The 22,866-nt window shown below is 65.6% G+C and carries 2 protein-coding genes; both read left to right on the forward strand.

Annotation, left to right across the window (positions count from 1 at the left end):
• Positions 1–106: 106 nt before the first annotated feature.
• Positions 107–14,581 (forward strand): SDR family NAD(P)-dependent oxidoreductase, encoded by a 14,475-nt coding sequence (locus WMF28_RS04235; RefSeq protein WP_437600754.1) that lies wholly within the window; start codon positions 107–109, stop codon positions 14,579–14,581.
• 124 nt (positions 14,582–14,705) lie between these two features.
• Positions 14,706–22,865, forward strand: a complete 8,160-nt coding sequence (locus tag WMF28_RS04240) for an SDR family NAD(P)-dependent oxidoreductase (protein WP_437600755.1) — start codon at positions 14,706–14,708, stop codon at positions 22,863–22,865.
• Position 22,866 lies beyond the last annotated feature (1 nt).

The following is a 22,866-nucleotide window of genomic DNA, read 5'->3' on the forward strand; positions in this document are numbered from 1 at the left end:
CCCGCGCGGCTGAACATCGACCCTACATTGATGTCGCAGGTTTATCATGAACAGCAACAGCGGATCCGCGGTCGGTCAGCAGCAATCGAGTGGTGCACGTGGAGAGATGAAAGGCTTCCTCGCCTCGGAGGTCCAGGAGATCCTGTCGCTCAAGCTCGGTCGAGATTCGTTGAGCATCGGCGCGGATACGACTTTCCTGGAGCTCGGCGTCGACTCGTCGCTCAGCGTCGACTTCCTCGTGGCGCTCAATGAGAGATTCGGCCTCTCGCTCGGCGTGGAGGCGATCTTCGACTACATACGAGTGATGGATTTCGTCGAGCACGTCGTCGACTCGTGCAGTGACGTGCTCGGCCTGCGCCAACGCGTGGGCGGCCAGGGTGCGTCCGGGCGGGAGGCGAGCGCGCTGGAGAGGGCGAACCACGACGCGCCGCCCGAGTCCCAGGGCATCGAGGGCGTGAAGGCACCTGGCCTGGCGCGCGGTGCCGAGGACACAGCCGCGGGGGGCGCGATCGATGATCTCGCGATCATTGGGCTGAGCGTGAGGTTTCCCGGGGCAGAGGACGCGAACGAGTTCTGGAGCAGCCTGTACGGCGGCCGCTGCCTCGTCCGTGAGGTCGTGGACGCGGAGCATCGCGCTCAGGGTCAGGCCCTCGGCGCTGCGTCATTCCCGAAGGCGATGGCGCTCCTCGAGGGAGTCGATCTCTTCGACGCCGAGTTCTTCGGCCTCTCGCCGGACGAGGCGTCGGCCATGGATCCTCAACAGCGGATCGTGCTGGAGGAGGCGTGGCGCACGATCGAGGACGCCGGCTACTCGCCCGAAGCGCTCGCCGGTCGCTTCGGCGGGGTCTTCATCGGGGTGATGGGACAGGATTACAGCGAGCTGCAGTGGCCGGAGGCGACCGAGCACAGCCTGGTCGGAAACACGGCGTCGTTCATCGCTGGAAGGGTCGCCGACTTCCTCGACCTCAAGGGAACCAGCCTGTCGGTCGACGCGGCGTGCTCGTCGACGCTCGTCGCGCTCCACCAGGCATGCTCCGCCGTCAGGAGCGGAGACCTGGACTTCGCCCTCGTCGGCGGGGTCTCGCTCTGCCTGACCGAGCGATCTTATCTGGCCATGCAGCGAGCTGCCATGCTGTCCGCCTCGGGCCAGTGTCGTCCGTTCGACGACCGCGCTGACGGGTTCGTCCCGGGGGAAGGCGCCGGGATGATCATGGTGAAGCGGCTCACCTCGGCGATCGCGGACCGGGACAACATTTACGCCGTCATCAAAGGAATTGGAGTTGGCCAGACAGGGCGCACGAACGGAGTCACGGCGCCCAGCTCGCGCTCGCAGGCGGCCGTCCAGAAGCGGGTACACGAGGCGGCGAGGATCGACCCTGGGACCGTCTCCTACGTCGAAGCTCATGGCAGCGGGACGAGGATCGGCGATGCCATCGAGCTGGCGGCGCTCACGGAGACGTTCCGTGGCCATGCGAAGGGACCTGGCTCATGTGCGATCGGCTCAGTGAAGGCGAACATTGGGCACCTGTCCGGTGCGGCGGGAATGGCGGCCCTTGCCAAGGTCCTGCTGTGCCTGAGGAGAGCCAGCCTCGTCCCGAGCCTCAATTTCTCCCGGCTCAACGGGCTCATCGACTTGGAGAGCGGTCCCTTTTACGTGAATACTAGCGCGCAAGAGTGGTCAACGACGCACGGCGTGCCGCGGCGAGCTGCAATCAACTCGTTCGGCTTCAGCGGCACGAACTGCTATGCGGTGCTCGAGGAGTATACGCCGGCGCGAGAGAGCGCACAGCGTCAGCCGGCGGGCAACCACATAGTCACTGTGTCGGCAAGGAGCGAGCCAGCGCTTCATCGAGCGCTGTCTGGGCTCCGGGACTGGTTGCGGATCGCGCCCGAGCGCGTCTGCCTGGCAGATGTTGCGTACACGCTGAACTGGGGGCGTAGGCACTTCTCATGTCGCCGAAGCTTTGTGGCCGATGGAGCCGCCGACCTCCTGACCCAGGTCAACTCGGCCCTGGCGCGGGATCATGACGGTCGCAGGCCTGCAGCGGGCGCGTTGTCGACGCCGAGCGAGCGTCACGCAGCCCTGGACGAGACCGCGCGGCGGATCCTGGAGGATATCGCGGCGGCCGGGGGCGCTGGCAGCGTGTCAAAGCAGAAGCTCGTGGCGCTCGCGGAGGCCTACAACGCCGGGGCGAGCGTCGACTGGCATCGCCTCTATCGGGATCAGAACGTAAAAAAGACATCTCTTCCTACATATCCGTTCATCCGGTCCCGCTTCTGGCAGGGGCGCGCCGCGTGGCCAGAAATCAGGGCCGCTTCGCGCGCCGAGGCTGGCGATGGTCGTGGGGGCTGCGGGCGCGAGCTCGTCGAGACGCACGCCGTCTTCCTGGAGCTCGAGCGTCACGCTCGCGACCTCCTGCTCTCGTCCTTTCAGCGGAAGAGCCTGTTGCTAAAAGCAGGCGAGCGCTACATGAAGGCGGAGCTGCAGCGCGCGTTGCGAATCGATGCGGGCCATGCGCGGCTATATGAGGCGCTTCTGGAGATCCTGCTGCGAGAGCGGTGGATCAGCCTAAGTCAGGACGAGATCGTGGCCACGGCGGCCGTGGAGGACCCGGCGCTGAGGCGGCGGTTGCGAGACGTCTCCGTGGCGGCGCCTGAGCTGCTGCGATCGAGCCCGGGCGCCGCCCCTTACGTCGCCTTGCTGCGTGGTTGCCTGGGTAAGCTCTGGGAGATCATGTCAGGTGAGGACGACGTCATGAGCGTCCTGTTCCCGGACGGGTCTCTGGCGCTCCTCACGGCGGCGTACGCGGCCAACGGACTCGCCATCTACTCCAATGAACAGCTCGCCGAGGAGGTGTGCGCGGCGGTAGAAGAGCGTTTGCTGTCGGGCCCCGGTACGCAGAAGCTCCGGATCCTCGAGATTGGCGCAGGCACCGGGGCCACATCGCGACACGTCCTCGATAAGTTGGCGCGTCATCGGGATGCGGTCGAATTTTGGTACACAGACGTCTCACCCTTCTTCACACGGCAGGGGGCTGGCGCCTTCGGGGATCAGTATCGGTTCGTCACTTTCAGGGAGCTCGATATCGAGAGGGACATCGCCGCACAAGGGTTCGACCGGCACTACTTCGATATCGTGCTCGCGACGAACGTCTTGCACGCCACGACGCTGATCCGCCGCACGCTCGACCATGTCCATGAGCTGCTGAAGCCCGGCGGGCTACTCGCCCTCTGTGAGCTCACGAAGCGTGCCGACTTCTTGACCCTGATCTTCGGCCTCACGAACGGCTGGTGGTCGTTCGAGGACGGTGAGGACAGGATCGAGCACAGCCCCCTCCTTCAAGCAGCTTCCTGGACAGCGGTCCTGCGTGAGCGCGGATTTCGGCGGATCAGGGAGCTGGGCGGTCCGCCGGGCGACAGCGAGCGCGCGTTCTCGCAGACCGTCATCCTGGCGAGCGCGCCCGAGATCCAGGACAGGCAGGGCGCGCCGGCGGAGTTGATCGCGAGGTCGACGGCGGTGCGGGGGGGAGCGCATCGGTGGCCGGCCGCGGACGGAGACCTGTACGATGCCGTCGTGGAGCGAATCGTATCGCATGTCGCGAGCGCGGCGACGGTGCCGAGAGAGCGCATCGACCTGCAGAGGAGGTTCGCGGACTACGGTCTGAAATCCAAGACGGGCATCCTCATGATAGAGAGGCTCGCGAAGGAGCTTCAGGTTCCGCTCAGGGCGATCGATCTGTTCAATTATCCTGCTATCGGCGAGCTGGCTCGATACATCAGCTCGGAGCACAGGGACAGGATTCTTGCGCTTGGCGCTTTGCCGGAGCCCGCCGGCCACTCCGCCTCTACGCCGGGCGGCGTCGGGCGGGCCGCTCGCGCCGACCGGAGAGACGCGAACCCGGGCTCGCGCGACGCGCAAGGGGTCCTGGAGTTGGCCGTGATAGGCATGTCAGGGCGGTTCCCCGGGGCGAACAACGTACGAGAGTTCTGGAGCAACCTCGCCGCTGGGCGCAGCTGTATCACCAGGTTCCCGGACGCCCGGCGGCGCTACAAGAGCAGGCTCGACGTCGGTGATGGCGAGGACGGAGTCCCGGACCATGGTGGATACCTGGATGACGTGAGCCTCTTTGATCCCTTGTTCTTTCATATGTCCGGGGTCGAGGCCGAGCTGACGGACCCTCAGCACAGGCTATTCCTGGAAGAGTGCTGGAAAGCGATCGAAGATGCCGGGTACAATCCGCACGATTTCTCCGAGAGGAAGCTCGGCGTCTTTGTCGGTGCAGGTGCGGGAGACTACCGAGAGCGCCTGCGGGAAAATGGTCTCCACAGCGAGTCCCATGCGTTCGTCGGCAATGAAGCGTCGATCCTGGCGTCTAGGATCGCATATTTCCTGAACGCGAAGGGGCCGTGCCTGGCCGTCGATACGGCCTGCTCGTCGTCGCTAGTTGCGGTCCACCTGGCCTGCCAGAGCCTGGCCTCGGGCGAGAGCGAGGTGGCCATCGCAGGCGGTGCGTTCATCATGACGACGCTGAGCTACCATGCCAGCTGGGCGAAGGCTGGCATGCTCGCGCGCGACGGCCGGTGCAAGGCGTTCGACGACAGCGCGGACGGGTTCATTCCGGGCGAGGCGGTAGTGGCGATCGTCCTGAAGCCCCTGGCCAGGGCGGTGGATGACGGAGACTTCATCTACGGGGTGATCAAGGCGTCGGGAGTGAACCAGGACGGCAAGACCAACGGCATCACTGCGCCGAGCGGCCTGTCGCAGGCAGCGCTGATCAACAATGTTTATGAGCGAGCGTCGATCGCCGCAGACAGCATCAACTACATCGAGGCACATGGCACCGGAACGAGGCTCGGCGACCCGATCGAGGTGGACGCTCTTTCCAGTGTCTTCCGGAAGCATTCGTCCGAGAGCCGGTACTGCGGCATCGGATCCGTGAAGACCAATGTGGGGCATACGATATTTGCAGCGGGTCTCGTGGGCCTCGTCAAGGTCTTGCTGGCGCTCAGGCACGGCAAGATCCCTCCGAGCCTCAATGTTGCACAGGAAAACACGGAGATCGACTTCGCGCGGTCTCCGTTCTACGTGACTCGCGAACTGTCGGATTGGGCCCCGCGCGGGGGATCCCCGAGACGGGCGGCTGTGAGCTCGTTCGGAATCAGCGGTACCAACGCTCATCTGGTCGTGGAAGACGCGCCGCCGGCGCCGGCCAGACGCGCCGACGAACGCCACGGCTGGTTTCTCGTAACGCTCTCAGCGAAGACCGATGACGCTCTCCGGGCGCGGTGCGACGAGCTGGTCGCGTGGCTGGACGAGAGCGGCTCGATCGCCAGCATCGAGGACGTGAGCTATACATCGAACGTAGGCCGCAGCCACTTCTCGAGGCGCGAGGCATACGTCGCGGTCAGCCTCGAGGATCTCGCCGAGCAGCTCCGGTCCACGGCCAGGCTGCCGGGGCGCGGCCCAGGTTGCGGCAAAGCGCCCGGCCTGGGGCACGAGAGAGATCGAGCGCTCGACGAGAGGGCCGCGGGCATCGTCGATGAGCTGACGCGAATGGACCCCAGAGCGGCGGACGCGCGCAAAAAGCAGCTGTCGGCGCTCGCTGAGCTCTATGTCACAGGCGCCTCGATCTCATGGCAGGATCTCTATGCCGGTGGCCGGCACCGGAGGCTACAGCTGCCCGGATACCCATTCGCTCGAGAAAGCTACTGGGTGCCTGGTCGGCAGGAAGTGAATACGGCTGACCGCCATCCCGCACTGTCGCCCGAGCTGGCTGTGCCGGCGGGGGACGAACGAACCCGCCCGCAGCCGCCAAGAAGAAACAGCTTCGAGGTCGGAGGCATGGGCGCGGCGCAGACGAAGTACTACCGGCCGGTGTGGATCGAGGCGCCTCTTTCAGATCGAGACCTCGAATTGGCGCCAGGGTCGGTCGTGATCCTCGATCGCACCCGTGCACGATTCGATCTGCTGAAGAAGCGGTTGCGCGGGCAGGAGCGGACCAAAATCATCTGGATACGCCCGGGTGAACGATTCCGTGATCTTGGAGACGGAATTTACGAAATCAGCCCGCAAGAAGGCGAGGGTTTCGAAATGCTTCTCCGTGCTCTGTCGGCAGACGTCCCTCCCGTCCACACAGTACTGCATTGCTGGAACACGGACGTCCAGGCGGCGAGCTGCGAGCGCGATGAGGACCCGCTTGCCATGGCCGAGGCGGTGGACGAGGAGCTGGAGACCGGCGCCTACACGATACTTCGGTTGACGAGGGCCTTGCTGGCTCAGAAGCGGCGCGGCAAGACGCGCATCATCAGCCTGTATCAGTGCAACACTGCATCCTCCCGGCCGCACGAAGCAGCCATGGCGGCGTTCGCCAAGAGCCTGCGTGTGGAGGAGAGCTTGATGATTCACAAGGTCGTTGCCATGGAGCGCGACGGCGAGGACAGCGCTGACAGGGACGTCCGTGTGCTCCTGAGCGAGATCGGAGCCGGTGAAGAGACAGATGTCATCTACCGAAAGGGCTCGCGGTGGACGCGCAGCTTCGAGAGGATCGATCGCAATTTCGTCGCTGCCCGCGCCGCGGCTGATGGCGTCCGGCTGAAGAGGGGCGGAGTCTGTATCGTTACGGGCGGAGCGGGTGAGCTCGGCCTGCTCGTGGGCGAATACATGATGAGGAGGTTCGAGGCGCGTCTTGTCCTGGTCGGACGCTCGCATGTCTCGCAGCTGTCGCTCGATAAGCGGCGGAGGCTGAGCGAGCTCGATAGACTGGGAACTGCGGTCTACCAGAGGGCAGACGTGAGGCGGCTCGACCAGCTGTGCGTGGTCGTCGAGGAGGCTCGCCGTCGCTTTGGTCGTATCGACGGCGTCATCCATGCAGCAGGGGTTCTGCGTGACGGCCTCGTCGCCAAGAAGCAGGACGACGTGTTCAAAGAGGTGGTCGAGACGAAGCTGAAGGGAGCGCTGTTCCTGGATGCCCTCACGGCGAGGGACGAGCTCGATGTGTTCATCATGTTCTCATCGCTGGCGTCGATCGTCGGAAATGAGGGGCAGAGCGACCACGGCGTGGCGAACGCCTTCCTGGATCGATTTGCCGAGCTGAGGGCGGATCTCGTCCGAGGTGGGCACAGGTACGGCCGGACCTTGTCGGCGAGCTGGCCTCTGTGGGCCGAGGGCGGAACTGTTTTGGCCGCTGAGCAGCTGAAGCTCCTCTTCACGCAGATGGGCATGGCCCCCATGCCCAATCAGGAGGGCCTGGGTGCATTTGCTGACGTCCTCCGCCTCGGCGGCGAGTCCGTCGCTGTGTTTCACGGTGATGCGGCGCGGTTCGAGCGCCTCCTTCGACCAACGGGCGCCGCATGTCCCCCGAGAGCCGCTGGGGCAGCCAATGGAGAGAAAATGCTGGAGAGCACCATTGATTACGTCAAGAAGCTCATCTGCGGGGAGCTTCGGCTGCCGCTGCAGACCGTGAGCCACCGCGAGGTTCTCGAGACCTACGGCGTGGATTCCCTCGTCATCAGGAAGCTGAACGCAGCTCTCGAGAAGGTCTTCGGGCCGCTGCCGAAGAGCTTGCTGTTCGAATACAAGACAATCGAGGACTTGTCGGCTTACCTGGTGGCCAATTGCGAGTCGGAGCTGAAGCGGCTGTTGTTGATCGAGGAGCCGGCTGTAGCGAGGATGCCCGACCGTAAGCCCGAGCGGACGAGCGCGGCCTCAGCTACGGCGCAAGATCCAGGGCGGAGCGTCGCGCCGCCCGTCCCTTGTTCGAGGCTTCATGGCGATGGAGGTGGCGCGAAGGAGGGCGCTCGATATCCGATCGCGATCGTCGGTATCAGCGGCCGCTTCCCGATGGCCGATAACCTCGACGCCTTCTGGAGGAATCTGGCGGAGGGCAAGGACTGCGTCATCAGGGTTCCCAGGGAGCGCTGGGACAACGAGCACGTCTACGATGCCGCAGGTTCCCGGTACGACAGGACGGACTGCAACTGCGGCGGCTTCCTGAGCGGCTATGACGAGTTCGATCCTCTGCTGTTCAACGTGTCGCCGTCCGAGGCGCGGACGATGGATCCACAGGAGCGCCTGCTGCTGCAGGCGGTCTGGTCAACGCTCGAGGATGCCGGCTACACAAGGGAGCGGCTGAATCTCAAGGTCAAGAGCAATGGACACAAGGGCGTCGGCACCTACATCGGAATCACCTCGGGGACATACCAGCTGGTCGGCCTGGACGCGTGGCGCAACCAATCTGGCGGCATGGTCCTCCCCGAGGGAGCGCACTGGACGGTAGCGAACCGTGTGTCGTACACGTTCGGGTTCACGGGGCCGAGCATGCCCGTGGATACGGCGTGCTCGGCGTCACTCGTGGCGATGCACCTCGCCTGCGAGGCGATCCGCAACGGTGAGTGCGGCGCGGCTGTGGTGGGAGGTGTGAACCTCTATTTACATCCATATCGCTATGTCGTTCTGAGTCAGCGGCGGTTGCTCTCCAGGAGCGGCCGGTGCCGCAGCTTCGGCGACGGGGCTGACGGGTTCGTCCCCGGTGAAGCTGTCGGAGCGGTATTGCTCAAACCGCTGCACGACGCGATCGCAGACGGCGATCACATCTATGGCGTCGTCAAGGCGACGGCGGTCGGTTACGCTGGCAGAACGAACGGGTATGCCGCGCCAGATCCGCAGGCGTATGCGAGGGTGGCGAGCGAGGCGATCGCGAGGGCCGGTATAGACCCGAGGACCATCAGCTATATCGAGGCCCAGGCGGTAGGGTCCGATCTGGGCGATTCGATAGAGGTCGCAGGTCTGACCGCTGCGTTCCGGCGCTCCACGGAGGACGTCGGCTTCTGCACGATCGGGTCGCTCAAGCCGAACATTGGACATGCTGAGTCCGCGGCGGACATCGCGAAGCTCGCAAAGGTGCTGCTGCAATTCAAACACGGCACCCTTGCGCCGACCATTGTGCCGCCGAATCTGAGCTCGTCTATCGACTTTGCAACTACGCCGTTCGTCGTTCAGGACAAGCTGAGTCCATGGTCCAGATCGGGCGTCGATGCGGTGAGGGCGGAGCCTCGACATCCGAGGAGGGCGGCGATAAGCTCGCTTGGAGGAGGCGGAGCGCTGGCGCACCTCATCGTCGAAGAGTGGGTCGGTGAGGACGAGCCTGGCTCACGTGGCGAGCAAGCGCCGGCAGGCGCGCAGCTGATCGTCCTCTCTGCACGGACTCAAGAGGCGCTCAGGCAGGCGGCCGAGAACCTGGCCGTGTTTCTGGAGGAGGACCTCGCTCGTGAGAGGGACGGGGGCGGCGGCGCCACGCTGCGCGACATCTCCTACACCCTGATGGTGGGGCGGGAGGCGATGAGCGAGCGCCTGGCCGTCGTCGCGACCTCGAAGAGAGAGCTCGCCGACTCGCTGAGCGCCTTCCTCCAGGGATCGAGCGACAGGTCGAACTACGTTCGCGGCAAGGCCGATGCAAGGATCCGGAACGGTGAGCCGCCGGTGCGCCCGAGCGGGGACCTGAGGCCGCTCGCGGCGTGGTGGTGTCTCGGTGGGGGGGTGGATTGGGACGAGATGGTCAACGGCGGTGATATGAAGCGTGTATCGCTGCCCACGTACCCGTTCGCGAAAGAGCGCTACTGGCTCAACGATCGAGTTGAAGCGCATGACCGGGGCCTCCCGCTGGCCGGCGGCTCGGAGGTCGTGGCCGATTACTACAATACGGCGACGCGCATTTTTCGAGCTCAGGACCGCTACCTGAGATACATCACGCTGGCTCCGCTCCCGGCGGTCATCGATGACTTCTCCTGGCTCGTGACGTTCTCTCGGCCTGAGTCGCGGCCCGAGCACCTGAAGATGGTCGTCGAAAAGCAGGAGGAGCTCAGGCGAGCGTTGTTCTGGAACGTCGACTTTAACAAGGTGCATTCGTTTCTCGACATCGGTTGCGGCCTCGGCACAGATCTGGTGGAAATCGCCGAGAGCTATGTTCACGCGCGAGGGGATGGCTATACGATCGCTCGGAAGCAGTTCGAGTTCGCCAGTCAGGACATAAGTAATCGTGGGCTGTCCGACCGTGTCCATGTTCATCTCTGCGATAGCTCACAAGACCCGTTTCCGGGGCAGTACGATCTGATATACGGAATCGAGGTTTGCCATCATATCAAGAATAAGAATGGCCTCTACTCGAACGTCGCGAGTCACCTGAGGCTGGGCGGCCTTCTGAACCTGGCGGACACCATCGCGCGCACATCAGGGGATATCAACAATGAGGAGGTTGGCTCCTACTCACCCACGGAAATCCGGTATAGTCGGCTCCTGGCGACGAACGCGCTCGAGGTCATCGAGTGCATCGACGTGAGCGAGGAGATCGCCAACTTCCTGGAGGACGCCAGGTTCGAGGACAACCTGGCGCTCCTCGGAGCCGATCACACTCGTCGCGGCTTGGCCGGCGCGGCGGAGCACCGCGCATGGAACAATTACGGGAAGGCGCTGCGGATGGGCCTGGTCGCGTACGTGCTGCTCAGCGCGCGAAAGGTGGATCCGAGGTCCGATCTCGATGCGGTCTACGAGAGAAATCTCCGCAAGATCCAGGCGCCCCGTCGCTATGCGGATACACCGAAAGGGGCGCCGTACCTGCGATCGATCTCGGCGCCCCGCATGGCAGCCGAGCCGCCGGACGCCGCCGGTCGTCCGAATGGGGCTGACCAGGGGCCGCGTCCGCAGGCCGCGCCTCATGAGCCGGCCGCGGAGCGCAGAGGCGATCAGCGGCGGGAGGGTAGCGACGATCGGTCGAACCAGCGGGCGCGTTGCGAGCGTCTGGAGCAGCGGATCAGCAGCATCGTGTCGGAAGTGCTCGAGGTACGCATCCAGGAGCTCGAGATCGAGGCGCGATTCGCCGACTATGGCGTTGATTCACTGCGCGGCCTCCGCCTCGTGGAGGCGGTGAACCGGCGATTCGGCCTGCACCTGCCGATGGAGGTCCTCTTCGACCACTCCAGCATCAGAGACCTGTCTGTGTACCTCCTCTCTCAGCACCAGATACAGATGCCCGACGTCCAGCAGGAGAGGCCGGAGACATCAGAGCAAGCGCGAGCCGAGGCAAGCTCGCAGGGGGTGGGCAAGGCAGAGCAGCCCACCGCGGCGGCGCATGCTGCGCCGGCACGCGCCGAAGACGCCCAGGCTGGCGGGTCAGGCGGGATCGCGGTTATCGGGATCGCGTGCCAGTTTCCCGGGGCTCGGAACAGGAGAGAGTTCTGGACGAACCTGACCGCGGGCGTCGACGCTGCCAGGGAGGTCCCCGCGGACCGCTGGGACCCGGACAGCATCTATGATCCCGATCCCGATGCGCCCGGAAAGAGCTACAGCAAGTGGGGGGGCTTCCTGGATGGCGCGTTCGAGTTCGATCCCCTCTTCTTCAACATCTCGCCGAAGGAAGCTACGCTCATGGACCCCCAGCAACGACTGCTGCTCCAGCAGTGCTGGCACGCGCTCGAGGACGCTGGGTACAGCGGCGAGTCGACCAGGGGGCTCAAGTGCGGAGTCTTCGTCGGCGTGGCCGGCAATCCGTATCAGCCCCTGTCCGAGTCAAACGAGAGCGCGCTGAGCGATGGCCACGAGCTGCTGGGTCACTCTCCAGCGATCCTGGCGTCCAGGATCTCGTACTTCCTGGACCTCAAGGGGCCGGCCATCGCGGTGGATACGGCGTGCTCGTCATCGCTGGTCGCCCTCCACCTGGCTCAGGAGCAGATCCGCTCTGGCCAGATGAAGATGGCGCTCGTCGGGGGCGTCACGCTCTACCTCGACCCTCGGACCTTCGTTTCCCTGAGCAAGCTCGGGCTGCTGTCTTCAACGGGCAAGTGCAGGCCCTTCGACGAGCAGGCCGATGGCGTCGTGGTAGGCGAAGGGGTCGGCGTGATCCTGATCAAGGACCTGGCGCAAGCGCTGGCTGACGGCGACTCGATCTACGGCATGATCAAGGGGTCCGCGATCAACCAGGACGGCAGGACGAACGGCATCACCGCGCCGAGCAAGGCGTCGCAGGTCGAGCTGGAGCTGGAGACCTACCGCACCTGCGGCATCTCTCCCGAGACGATCAGCTACGTCGAGGCGCATGGAACCGGGACCCGGCTCGGGGATCCGATCGAGGTCAACGCGCTGATCGACTCGTTTCGCTCGTTCACGGACAGGAGGCAATTCTGCGCGCTCGGCTCGGTGAAGGGGAACATTGGTCATACCACGGCCGCGGCGGGCATGGCTGGGCTGATCAAGATCCTCTCCTCGTTCGAGCACCGACAGATCCCTCCGAGTCTCAACTTTGATTCAGCGAACCGCCACATTGATCTCGCCGCGAGCCCGTTCTTCGTTAACACGGAGCTACGAGACTGGATCGCTCCGACAGGCTCCGCCCGGCGGGCCGCCTTGAGCTCCTTCGGATGGAGCGGAACGAACGCACATGTGGTGGTCGAGGAGGTCCCTACGCGCGCCGCGGCGGTGCGGCGCCGCGACGTTGGGCACTTCTTGATCGTCGTGTCAGGGAAGACCAGGACGGCGGCGCTCGGCAGGATCGCCGAGCTCAAGGACTGGCTCACGATAGAGGATCCAGGCGTCGATCTGGGCGATGCTGCGTACACCCTCAGCGTCGGGCGGAGCCACTTCCGTTACAGGGTCGGCATCGTAGTCAAAGACATCGACGAGCTGGTGTCGAAGGCCTCGGAGCTCCGCGAGGGCAAGGTTCCCGGCGGCTGCATCATCAACCTGGACTCGGAGAGCCAACGGGGCGCGGAGCCAGCGCTCAGGCGGCTCGCTCACCAGCTGGTAACGGACCTGGCCGCGGCCGGAGCGAGCTCGCAGCCGAGCTACGCCGACCGCCTGCTCGCCCTGGCCGACCTGTACGTGAAGGGCTACGAGATCGACTGGCCTTCACTCTACGAAGGGCAAGGCTATCGCAGGGTTCACCTCCCCGGCTACCCTTTCGCGAGAGACCTCTATCACATCCCGACGGACGGCAGGACCGTCAAGGAGACCGGCTTCGAGCCTCATTGTCTCGACCAGATGATCGATGAGGCCACCGTCCGCCGACGGGAGCTGATCCTCAAAAAGAAGCTCGGTGCGCAGGACTCGTTGGCTCGGGACCACGTTGTGAACGGCAGGATGGTACTGCCGATTTCGGTCGGCTGGTCGATGGCGATGGCCACGGTTCGACGGGAGCGGCCTGGTGCGCGAGGAGGAGTGGGGCGCCTGCGCGGCGCCACGTTCCTGGCGCCGCTCGTGGTCGAGAGGGACGGCGTCGAGGTGGAGATGACCATCGATGCCGTCGACGGCTGGTCCCGCTACGAGATCAGGGGCTCGTCTGGAGCGGCGCCGGTGGTGCATTCGCGAGGTGAGCTGTACCTGGGTCGAGGCGAGCAAGAGGTGCGCGCGGACTCTGTGGATCTGAAGGGACTCCTCTCCGGGTCTGGGACCATGCTGCGCGCGGGCGATGCCTACGCGGTGTTCGAGGCGATGGGATTGACGTACGGAGGCTCCTATCGGCTCGTCGAGTGGGTCAGGCTGTACGAGTGGGGCGCCCTCGGGCGGCTCGCGACCGAGCACGACGCGCGGCGAGGGAGCGGGAGCTCGGCGCTCGAACCCAGGATCGTGGACGCGGCGCTTCAGGTCGCGATGCTGATGAGGTGTGGCACCGGGCACGAACAGCCCCTGATCCAGCCGTTCTCGGTCGACGACGTGGAGATCAGCGCGAGCTTGCAAGCCTCGCGCTACGTCTGCGCCAGGATCGCGAGCGGCGATGCGCGTGGGTTCAAGGTCGACGTGACCGCCATCGATGAGTCCGGCAAGCCGCTGCTGAGGGTGTCAGGGCTCCGGGCGCTGCAGGTCGGCGCTGCCGTCAACGGCGACCCGCGGACCAACGGCATGAAAGCGAAGGGCGCGACCGAGTTGCGGTCCGACGCTCGGTCGAGCGCCCCGCCGTCGCCGCTGCCCGCCGGACCGGCGGCGCACGCGACGCATGACGCGGAGGACGAGCAGCTCGCGGCCCTTCTTCCACGTCGGAATGTGGACACCGGCGCAGCGCCGACGCCCGAGGCCGCGTCCCGCGCGCGGATGCTCGTCCTGATCCAAAATGAGATCCGCAAGCACCTCGGAAGCTGCATCGGCGTCGATCCGCTGCAATTGCACCTCGATGAGGCGTTCGCGGACTACGGAGTTGACTCGATCGTCGCGATGGATCTCGTCAAGCGGATCAATGACGACATGGGTATCCAGCTCAAGGTTACTTCTATCTTCGATTATTCGGGGATAGGCGATCTGGCGAGGCACATCCTGGCGTCCTACGAGGTGGAGCTTTCCCGCGGCCTCGGGAGGGTCGAGGCCACCGCGGGTCGAGCGGCAGGAAGCGCGTCGCGGTCGGGCGAGGCGGACCCGCTCGGCCAAGGGCGCACGGAGCGCACGGAGAGTGGCGCGGAGCTGACGGCGCGTGATGCGACCGGTTCCCGCGCGCTCGGGAGGTCGAGCTCGCCCAATGCAGATCTGCTGAGCCTGCTCGAGCGCGTCGAGTCGAGGGAGGTGAGCGTCGACGACGCGATTGAGCGATTGGATACGCTGAGCTGACGGCCAACGGGTCCAGGCACGTTGAGCGGCGATCCAGGCGGCCTGTGGGCCTGAGGGTCGGACCGGCTGAGAGGGCGATTTCGGTTGTCAACCGGGGCGGACAGGGCCGAGGAGAAATGAGATCATGAGGAACGTCATCGCCGAGCAAGCGCGCAGGGAGACACTCGAGAAGCTGGCGAGGCGTGAGATCGACGCCGGGCAGGCCCTGTCGATGCTCCAGGCGCTGCGGCAAGGAGAGCAGGGGACGGATGCCCACGAAGCATCGAGCGTTCCCGCGGATCGTATCGCCATCATCGGCATGTCGAGCAGGTTTCCAGGGGCGAATGACTATAACGAGTTCTGGCAGAACCTCGCTCAGGGACGGAGCTCCATCGTGGAGGTCCCAGAGGACCGCTGGCGGGCAGATGAACACTTCGGTGACCATGTCGATGAGGCGAAGCGAGTCCGCAGCAAGTGGGGTGGATTTTTGTCGGATATCGACAAGTTCGACCCGCTGTTCTTCAGAATTTCCGGCAGAGAGGCGGAGCGCAGCGACCCGCAGCACAGGCTCTTCCTCGAGGAGTGCTGGAAGGCCATCGAGGACGCGGGTTACAGTCCAGAGGTCCTCTCGGCGAGGAGGGTCGGAGTCTTCGCTGGAGCCAATTCGGGTGATTATATACATAAGATCCTGGAGAGCGGACTCGGACTCGACGCGCTGAGCTCCGTGGGGAACACCGCGTCTCTTCTGTCTTCGCGTATCGCCTACTACCTGAATCTGAAGGGCCCCTGCGTCACCGTCGATACCGCGTGCTCCTCATCTCTCGTCGCCGTCCACCTCGGTTGCCAGAGCATCCTCACGGGTGAAAGCGAGCTCGTCCTTGCGGGAGGAGTTTTTGTCAGCACGACGGCGCTATTCTACATCATGTGTAGCAGGACGGGGATGCTGTCTCCCAAGGGGCGCTGCAGCGCCTTCGACGCGAGCGCCGACGGGTTCGTGCTCGGCGAAGGCGTGGGCGTGGTCCTGCTCAAGCGGCTCGACGCCGCTGTGCGAGACGGCGATCACATCTATGGCGTCATCAGAGCGTCCGGGATAAACCAGGACGGGAAGACGAACGGGATCACCGCGCCCTGCACGCTGTCGCAGACCGAGCTGGAGCTGGACGTCTACCGGAAGGCCGGCATCAGCGCGGCCGACATCACCTATGTCGAGGCACACGGTACCGGGACACAGCTCGGCGATCCCATCGAGATCGAGGCGCTGACCAACGCGTTCCGCGCGCACACCGACGAGGTCGCGTACTGCGCCGTCGGATCCGTGAAGACGAACGTGGGCCACGGTGCGTTCTCCGCCGGCATGGCAGGTCTCCTCAAGGTTCTCCTGTGCCTCAAGCACAAGCAGCTCGTGCCGAGCCTGAACTTTCACGTTGTCAATCCGCATATTGGGCTCGAACATAGCCCGTTTTTCGTGAACACGGAGCTCAGGGCGTGGGAGATAGCCAGCCGGCGCCCCCGTCTCGCGGCCTTGAGCTCTTTCGGGTGGAGCGGCACGAACGCCCACCTCGTCGTGGAAGAGTGGCCGGACGCGGGTGCCCCCGTTACAGAGGCAAAGGCTCCATCGCCGTGCTTGATCGTCGTGTCTGCTACGAACAGACCCGCCTTGATGAGCCGCTGCCGCGACCTGGCGAAGCACTGCCGAGGGGACGGGGCGCGGCTCTCGCTCAGAGACGTCGCGTACACGCTCGCCGTGGGGCGTGCTCATCACGCATGGCGGGTCGCTCTTGTCGTGACGACACGAGAGGAGCTGATCGATGAGCTGGAGGGCCTTCTGAGGGCAGACGGTCGAACGTCGCCCGGGAGGAGCTCGGCGGATGCATCGCCTGCGGCAGTATCGTCGGCCAGCGAGCTCATTCGAGCGCTGAAGCAGGACACGGCCGCCGGGCCGGAGGTCCGCGAGCGGTTGCTGCGGCTCGCCGAGCTGTACACCTCGGGGTGCAGTGTTGACTGGAGCGCGCTCTACCGAGGAGAGGCGCGGCGACGCGTGCCGCTGCCGGCGTATCCGTTCGCGAGGGAGAGCTACTGGCTGCCGGTCGCCGGAGATGGCCGCCGGACGGGGGCAGCGGTCGGGGAGACCTCGAGGAGGCACGCGCTGCTCGGGACAACCAACGTGAACGAGCGCGGGGGGGAGTTCAACGCGGTCCTGCTGCCGAGCACCGATCTGGTGCGGGACCATGTGGTCCGCGGCCAGCGTCTGCTTCCTGCGGCGGGGGCCATCGAGATGGTGATGGCCGCCGCCGCGCCCGTCAGGAAGAGCGCCCCGAGCTATAAAGTCAGGCGCATCACGTGGCTCGTCCCGATGGCGGTCGGCGAAGCTGGCCTGAGGATACGCGGGAGGATCTCCGCGGCGTCGGAGGGCTATCGTTACGAGCTCTCCAGCGAGAGCAACGGTGAGCGCACCGTCCACTCGCGCGGAGAGCTGTGCGCATCCGGGATGAACGACGCCGGGGCACACGAGCGAGTGAACCTGTCGAAGGTGCGCTCGCGATGCCTGAGGAGCCTTTCAAAAATCGATATTTACGCCGCGTACAGGAGCCGTGGCGTCGAGTACGGCGCGCAGCTACAGGTTCTGGACGCCGTCTGGGTGGGCCATGGCGAGGCGCTGGGAAGGCTCGCGCCGGTGGAGCCGGACGCTGCCGGGTACCATCTGGATCCTCGGATAGTGGACGGGGCGTTGCAAACCGCGGGCATGAGCGTGGATTGGGGGGAGGACGGGAGGGTGATGGTGCCGTTCTCCGCCGAGGAGATGGAGATCGCGGCGGCGCTGGAGGCGAGCGCGTACGTCTACGTGCAATGCCGAGAAGGCAGCCCAGAGAGCCAGACAGCGCGCTTCAACGTCACGGTCCTCGACGAAGAAGGGGTCGCGCTCCTGAAGATGAATGATGTATGTACAAGAGCGCTCTCCGCCGGGCGCAGCCATCAGGAATCTTCGGGGATGAGGCCCGAGAAGCGACTGATGGACGAGCTGACGTACTATCGTCCTGTCTGGCGGAAGGCCGCGCAGCGGGGCGGCCAGCAGGATGGACTGAGCGACGGCAGCGTGCTCGTCTACCATCATGGCTTCGATCTGGGGCTCCCCGCTCGGCTGGCGGAGCGCCATCGCGGCGCGGAGTGCGTCCGTGTTCTTCTGGGGAGCTCGTTCAGAGAGCTCGCCGGGCAGGGGTTCGAGATCGACCACAGGGCGCGGAGCGACTACGAAGGGCTCCTCGCGAGGCTGGGGCGGATCTCGACGATATACTTCCTCGGCGGACTCCAGGACGCGTCCGCTTCCCCGATGGACCTGGAAGCTCTGGAGTCGATGCAGCAGCTCGGCGTCATGTCTCTGCTCCGCCTCACGCAGGCGTTGGGCGGAAGGGGTGAGATGGGCCGGGGGTTGTCCTTGAAGGTCGTCACGAACGACGTGTACCGTGTCGTATCATCCGACGAGGTGCAGCCCGTCCAGAGCTCCTTGCTCGCTCTGGCCAGGGTTGTCTCGCGCGAGTACCCGAGCGCCCGCGTGAGCGCGATCGACCTGTGCGCCCGCGAGCTCCAAGGCACGTCGCCGTACAAGGACGAGCTCGTGCGCTGGCTGTTCGACGAGCGACCGGAGGCGCCGGCCTCGCTGGTCGCCTATCGGCGAGGGCGTCGCTACCGGCAAGGGATCGAGCGGGTCGAGGTCCGCTCGACCAGGCTCGAGGATGTGCCGCTGCGACATCGCGGGGTTTACGTGATCATCGGCGGCGCCGGGGGGATCGGGCGGGTGGTGAGCCAGTACCTCGCGGAGGCAGTTCGGGCCCGCGTGGCGATCATCGGCAGGAGCGAGCTCGACCATGCGAGGCAGGAGCAGCTCGATCGCATCGTGCAAGCAGGGGGCGAGGCGATGTACCTGCAGGCGGACGCAACCGAGCTCCGCTCCATGGAAGCCGCAGTCGCCGAGGTCAAGAAGCGATGGGGGAGCATGCAAGGAGTGATCTACTCCGCGCTCGTGCTCCGGGACAGCTCGATCGCGCGGATGGAGGACTCGTCGTTCCGAGCTGCGTTGGATCCAAAGGTGAAGGCCAGCGTCATCTTGGGACGGCTGCTGCAACATGAGCCTCTGGACTGGTTGACCTTCTTCTCGTCCGGGAACTCGCTCACGTGCAGAGCTGGGCAGTCCAATTACGTGGCCGGTTGTGCGTTTCAGGACGCCTTCGCCGAGCACTTGAGAGGCCTGGTGCGGTGGCCGGTGAAGGTGATCAACTGGGGCTACTGGGGGCAGGTCGGTGTCGTTGCGTCGGCCAGGTATGCGAAGGAGATGACGAGGATCGGCGTCGGCTCGATCTCCTGCGAGGAGGGGCTGGACGCGCTCGGACGCGTCCTCCATGGCCGGGTCAACCAGGTGATGCCGCTCAAGGCGGCAGCAAACCTCCTTGAGAGCCTTGGCGTGAATCTGGCGGAAACGGCGCTTTGCTTGCCGGAGTCGCCGTCCGTCATCGGCGACATGAACGACCGACTCCGGGCTCACGTGAACTCATTGAGGGGCGGCGCGGAGGGACGCCTGGATGGGCTCGAGGAGGTGGAAGCGTGGGGGCGCGACGCCATGCTGGTCGCGCTCCAGGCGATGGGAGCATTGAAGAGTGCAAATGAGGTATACGACGAGCGGGAATTCGCGCGGAAGATCGGCGTCGTCGAGCCTCACGAGAAGCTCTGTAGCGTGCTGTGCGCCATGCTGGAGCGGCACGGTGCGATCTCGCGGGTCGACAGACGGATCAGGTCGTCGGCCGTCCTCGATGACGAGACGTTCCTGCGACGGCTCCGCAGCTTGCCAGAGAGACGTAGACAGCTCGAGGAAAAATATCGCGAGCTGGTGCCCCATCTGGCGCTCCTCTCGAGCTGCCTGAGCTCCTATGGCGATGTCCTGCGAGGAGAGAAGCTGCCCACCGATGTCCTTTTCCCGGGCTCGTCATTGCATCTGGTGGAGAGCGTGTACAAGGGTAATCGACGCGCAGATTACTTCAACGATCTCACCGCAGAGGCCGTCGATCAGCTCATGCGGGCGAAGCTGAGCAAGGGGGAGCCGGCGCGCGGGGAGCGGATCAAGATCCTCGAAATTGGCTCCGGGACCGGCGGGACGAGCGCACCGGTCCTGAAGAAGCTGGCGCGATACAGCGAGGTCGTTCAGTACTACTACACGGATATTTCCCTGGCTTTCACGAGGCACGGCGAGCGCGTTTACGGACGCCGTTACGACTTCGTGAAGTTCAAGACTCTGAACATCGAGAAGGACGTCGAAGCGCAGGGCTACGCCGTGGGCGAGTTCGACGTCATCGTCGCCGCCAACGTGATCCATGCCACGCAGAGGATGGATGCCACGCTGGAGCGGGTGAAGAAGTTAATGAAGGCGAACGGCGTGCTCGTGCTGAACGAAGGGACGCTGGAGCAGGACTTCGCTACGCTCACGTTTGGCCTGACGCCGGGGTGGTGGGCCTACGATGACGCGGAGGAACGGTCGGGATCCGGGCCGCTGATCACCGTCGAGAAGTGGCGGCGGCTGCTCGAGGAAGGAGGCTTTCGGCAGTTCGCTGCGTTCGGTACGCCGAGCGCCAGGGGCGAACAGGAGGACGCGCAGCATGTGATGCTGGCCGAGAGCGACGGCCTCGTGATCCGACGCGCGTCGAGCGGTGGAGACAGCACATCGGCGGGGCAGGCCGGTGCGGAGCGTCGCCCCTCCGGCGAGGGGGTCGCGCCCGCGCCAGCGCAGCCGCCAGACGCGAGCGCTGCGCCGAGGCCGAGCGCGCCGCGAGCTGCGGAGCCAGAGCGCCGGCCGACCTCGGCGCCGGCTGGTTCCGTGGCTCTGGAGCCAGGGACCGGCTCACCCCGAGGGCGGGAGCTCCACGGCGCCGCGCGCCGGTACCTTCAGCGGGTCTTCTCCGAGGTGCTCCGGGTGCAGTACTCGGACATCGACCCAGAGCAGCCCTTCGAGAGGTACGGTGTCGACTCGTTGGTGGCGATGTCGGTTGTCGAACGCTTGCAGGCGGACTTCGGTCCCCTGCCTGCGACGGTCCTGTTCGAGTTCCTGTCGCTCGACGCGCTCGCTGATCACCTGATCCAGACCCGTCGAGAGAACCTTGTCGTCTGCCTGGGGGCGAGCGGGCGGCCACCCGCCGCCGCGGCGCCGGAGGAATCACGTGGGAGCCAGGAGGCCAGGCCCGGTCGCTCGCCCGCCAGCGCCGTGGAGGGCGGGCGCAGGCTCGTGTCGGATCCGGCTCGTCAGGACATCGCCGTCGTCGGGATGGCTTGCCGCTACCCCGGAGCCGAGGATCACGAGGAGTTCTGGAGGAACATCAGAGAGGGAAGGGACTGCATCACGGACGTGCCTCCGCGGCGCAGGCCGCTCGGGTTCGGAGGCGCGGAGCGTGGGGAGTGGGGCGGCTTCATCGACGACATCGACTCGTTCGACCCGACATTCTTCAACATCTCGCCCCTCGAGGCGGAGCTGATGGATCCCCAGGAGCGTATGTTCCTGGAGACGGTGTGGCGGACGATCGAGGATGCCGGGTACAGCAGGAGGAGCCTGGTCGCCGCGGGGGGGGGCGATGGGTACGATATCGGCGTGTTCGTCGGCGTCATGTACGGCGAATACCAGTGCCTCGGGGCCAAAGAGTGGGCGTGCGGCAACGAGGTCGAGGCGAGATCGGCCTACTGGTCGATCGCGAACCGCGTCTCGTATCACTTCGGCTTTCAGGGGCCGAGCATGGCCGTCGATACGGCTTGCTCCTCGTCGCTGACGGCGATCCACCTGGCCTGCGAGAGCATCAGGCGGGGCGAGTGCGTCGCGGCGGTCGCGGGCGGGATCAACCTGATCATGCAACCCGAGCACTACGAGTTCCTCCGGCGAGCGCAGATGCTGGCGCCCGACGGACGGTGCCGATCGTTCGGCGAGCGTGCTCAGGGGCTCGTACCGGGCGAAGGGGTCGGAGCCGTACTGCTCAAGCCGCTGGACCTCGCGCGCCAGCACGGCGATCACATCTATGGCGTGGTCAGGGGCACCGCCGTCAACCATGGCGGCAAGACGAGCGGGTACACGGTGCCCAACCCGAACGCTCACGCACGGCTGATCCTGAGGGCGTTGAGGTCGGCAGGCGTGCATCCCAGCACGATCACGTATCTGGAGGCGCACGGAACGGGGACGGCGCTCGGGGATCCCATCGAGATCGCGGGGCTGTCGAAGGCGTTTTCACAGCTCACGCCGGAGCGTCAATTCTGCGCGATCGGCTCCGTGAAGTCCAACATCGGGCACCTCGAGGCCGCCGCTGGCATCGCGGGCGTGTCGAAAATCTTGCTGCAGATGAAGTACGGCGAGCTGGCTCCCTCGTTGCACACAGGACGGGGCAACGCCGAGATCGATTTCACCCGCACTCCCTTCAAGCTCCAGCGTGAGCTGGGGGCGTGGCGGAGGCCACGTGCGCAGGTCGATGGTCGAGAGGAGGTCCATGCTCGGCGGGCTGGAATCAGCTCCTTCGGCGCCGGTGGCGCGAACGCCCACGCGATCCTGGAGGAGTACGACGACGAGGATCCGGTGGGCGACTCGATCCGGGAGAGCTGCGATCCGGAGCTCGTCGTCCTGTCCGCGCGCACCAGGCCGGCGCTCCAAACGAGAGCAGCGCAGCTCAAGGGCTACCTCGAGCGCGACGCGGACGCCGCGGGTGCGGGGCAGTCGCCGGGGAGGAGGCCCACGAAGCTTCGGGATGTGGCTCATACCCTGCGCGTTGGAAGGGAGGCCATGGAGTTTCGCCTGGCCGTCGTCGCGCGCGACAAGGCGGACCTGCTTCGCAAGCTGACCGGATATCTGGGCGACATGGATGAACATACCGGCATCTACTATGGACAAGCTCAGGCGAGGAATCTGCGCGGCACACGCGATGCCGAGGATCTGCCGGACTTGGCCCGCCGCCTGCTCGACGAGGGAAGGCTCGAGGAGCTGGCCAAGCTCTGGGTCAGTGGGATCGAGCTCGACTGGGACGCCGTGTCTCCGAGAGGCGATAGACGGCGGGTTTCCCTGCCCGCTTACCCGTTCGCTGGAAAGCGCTACTGGATCCACGCCCGAGGCGAGGGCGCTCCGCGTGGTCTCCAGGCGCGCGACGGACAGAGGCGGAGCGAGCCGCCGTGCGGCGCCGAAGCGAAGGGTGGGGCCGGGGACGGTGACGGAGCGTTGGAAGAGATCCTCAGCAGGCTCGCCGAAGGCGAGCTGACCATGGACGAGGTGGCTCGTCGGCTGCAGTTCGAGGCGTGAC

Origin of the sequence: Sorangium sp. So ce590 (genome assembly GCF_051521365.1) — a bacterium.
In the GTDB taxonomy this organism is placed as follows: domain Bacteria; phylum Myxococcota_A; class Polyangia; order Polyangiales; family Polyangiaceae; genus Sorangium.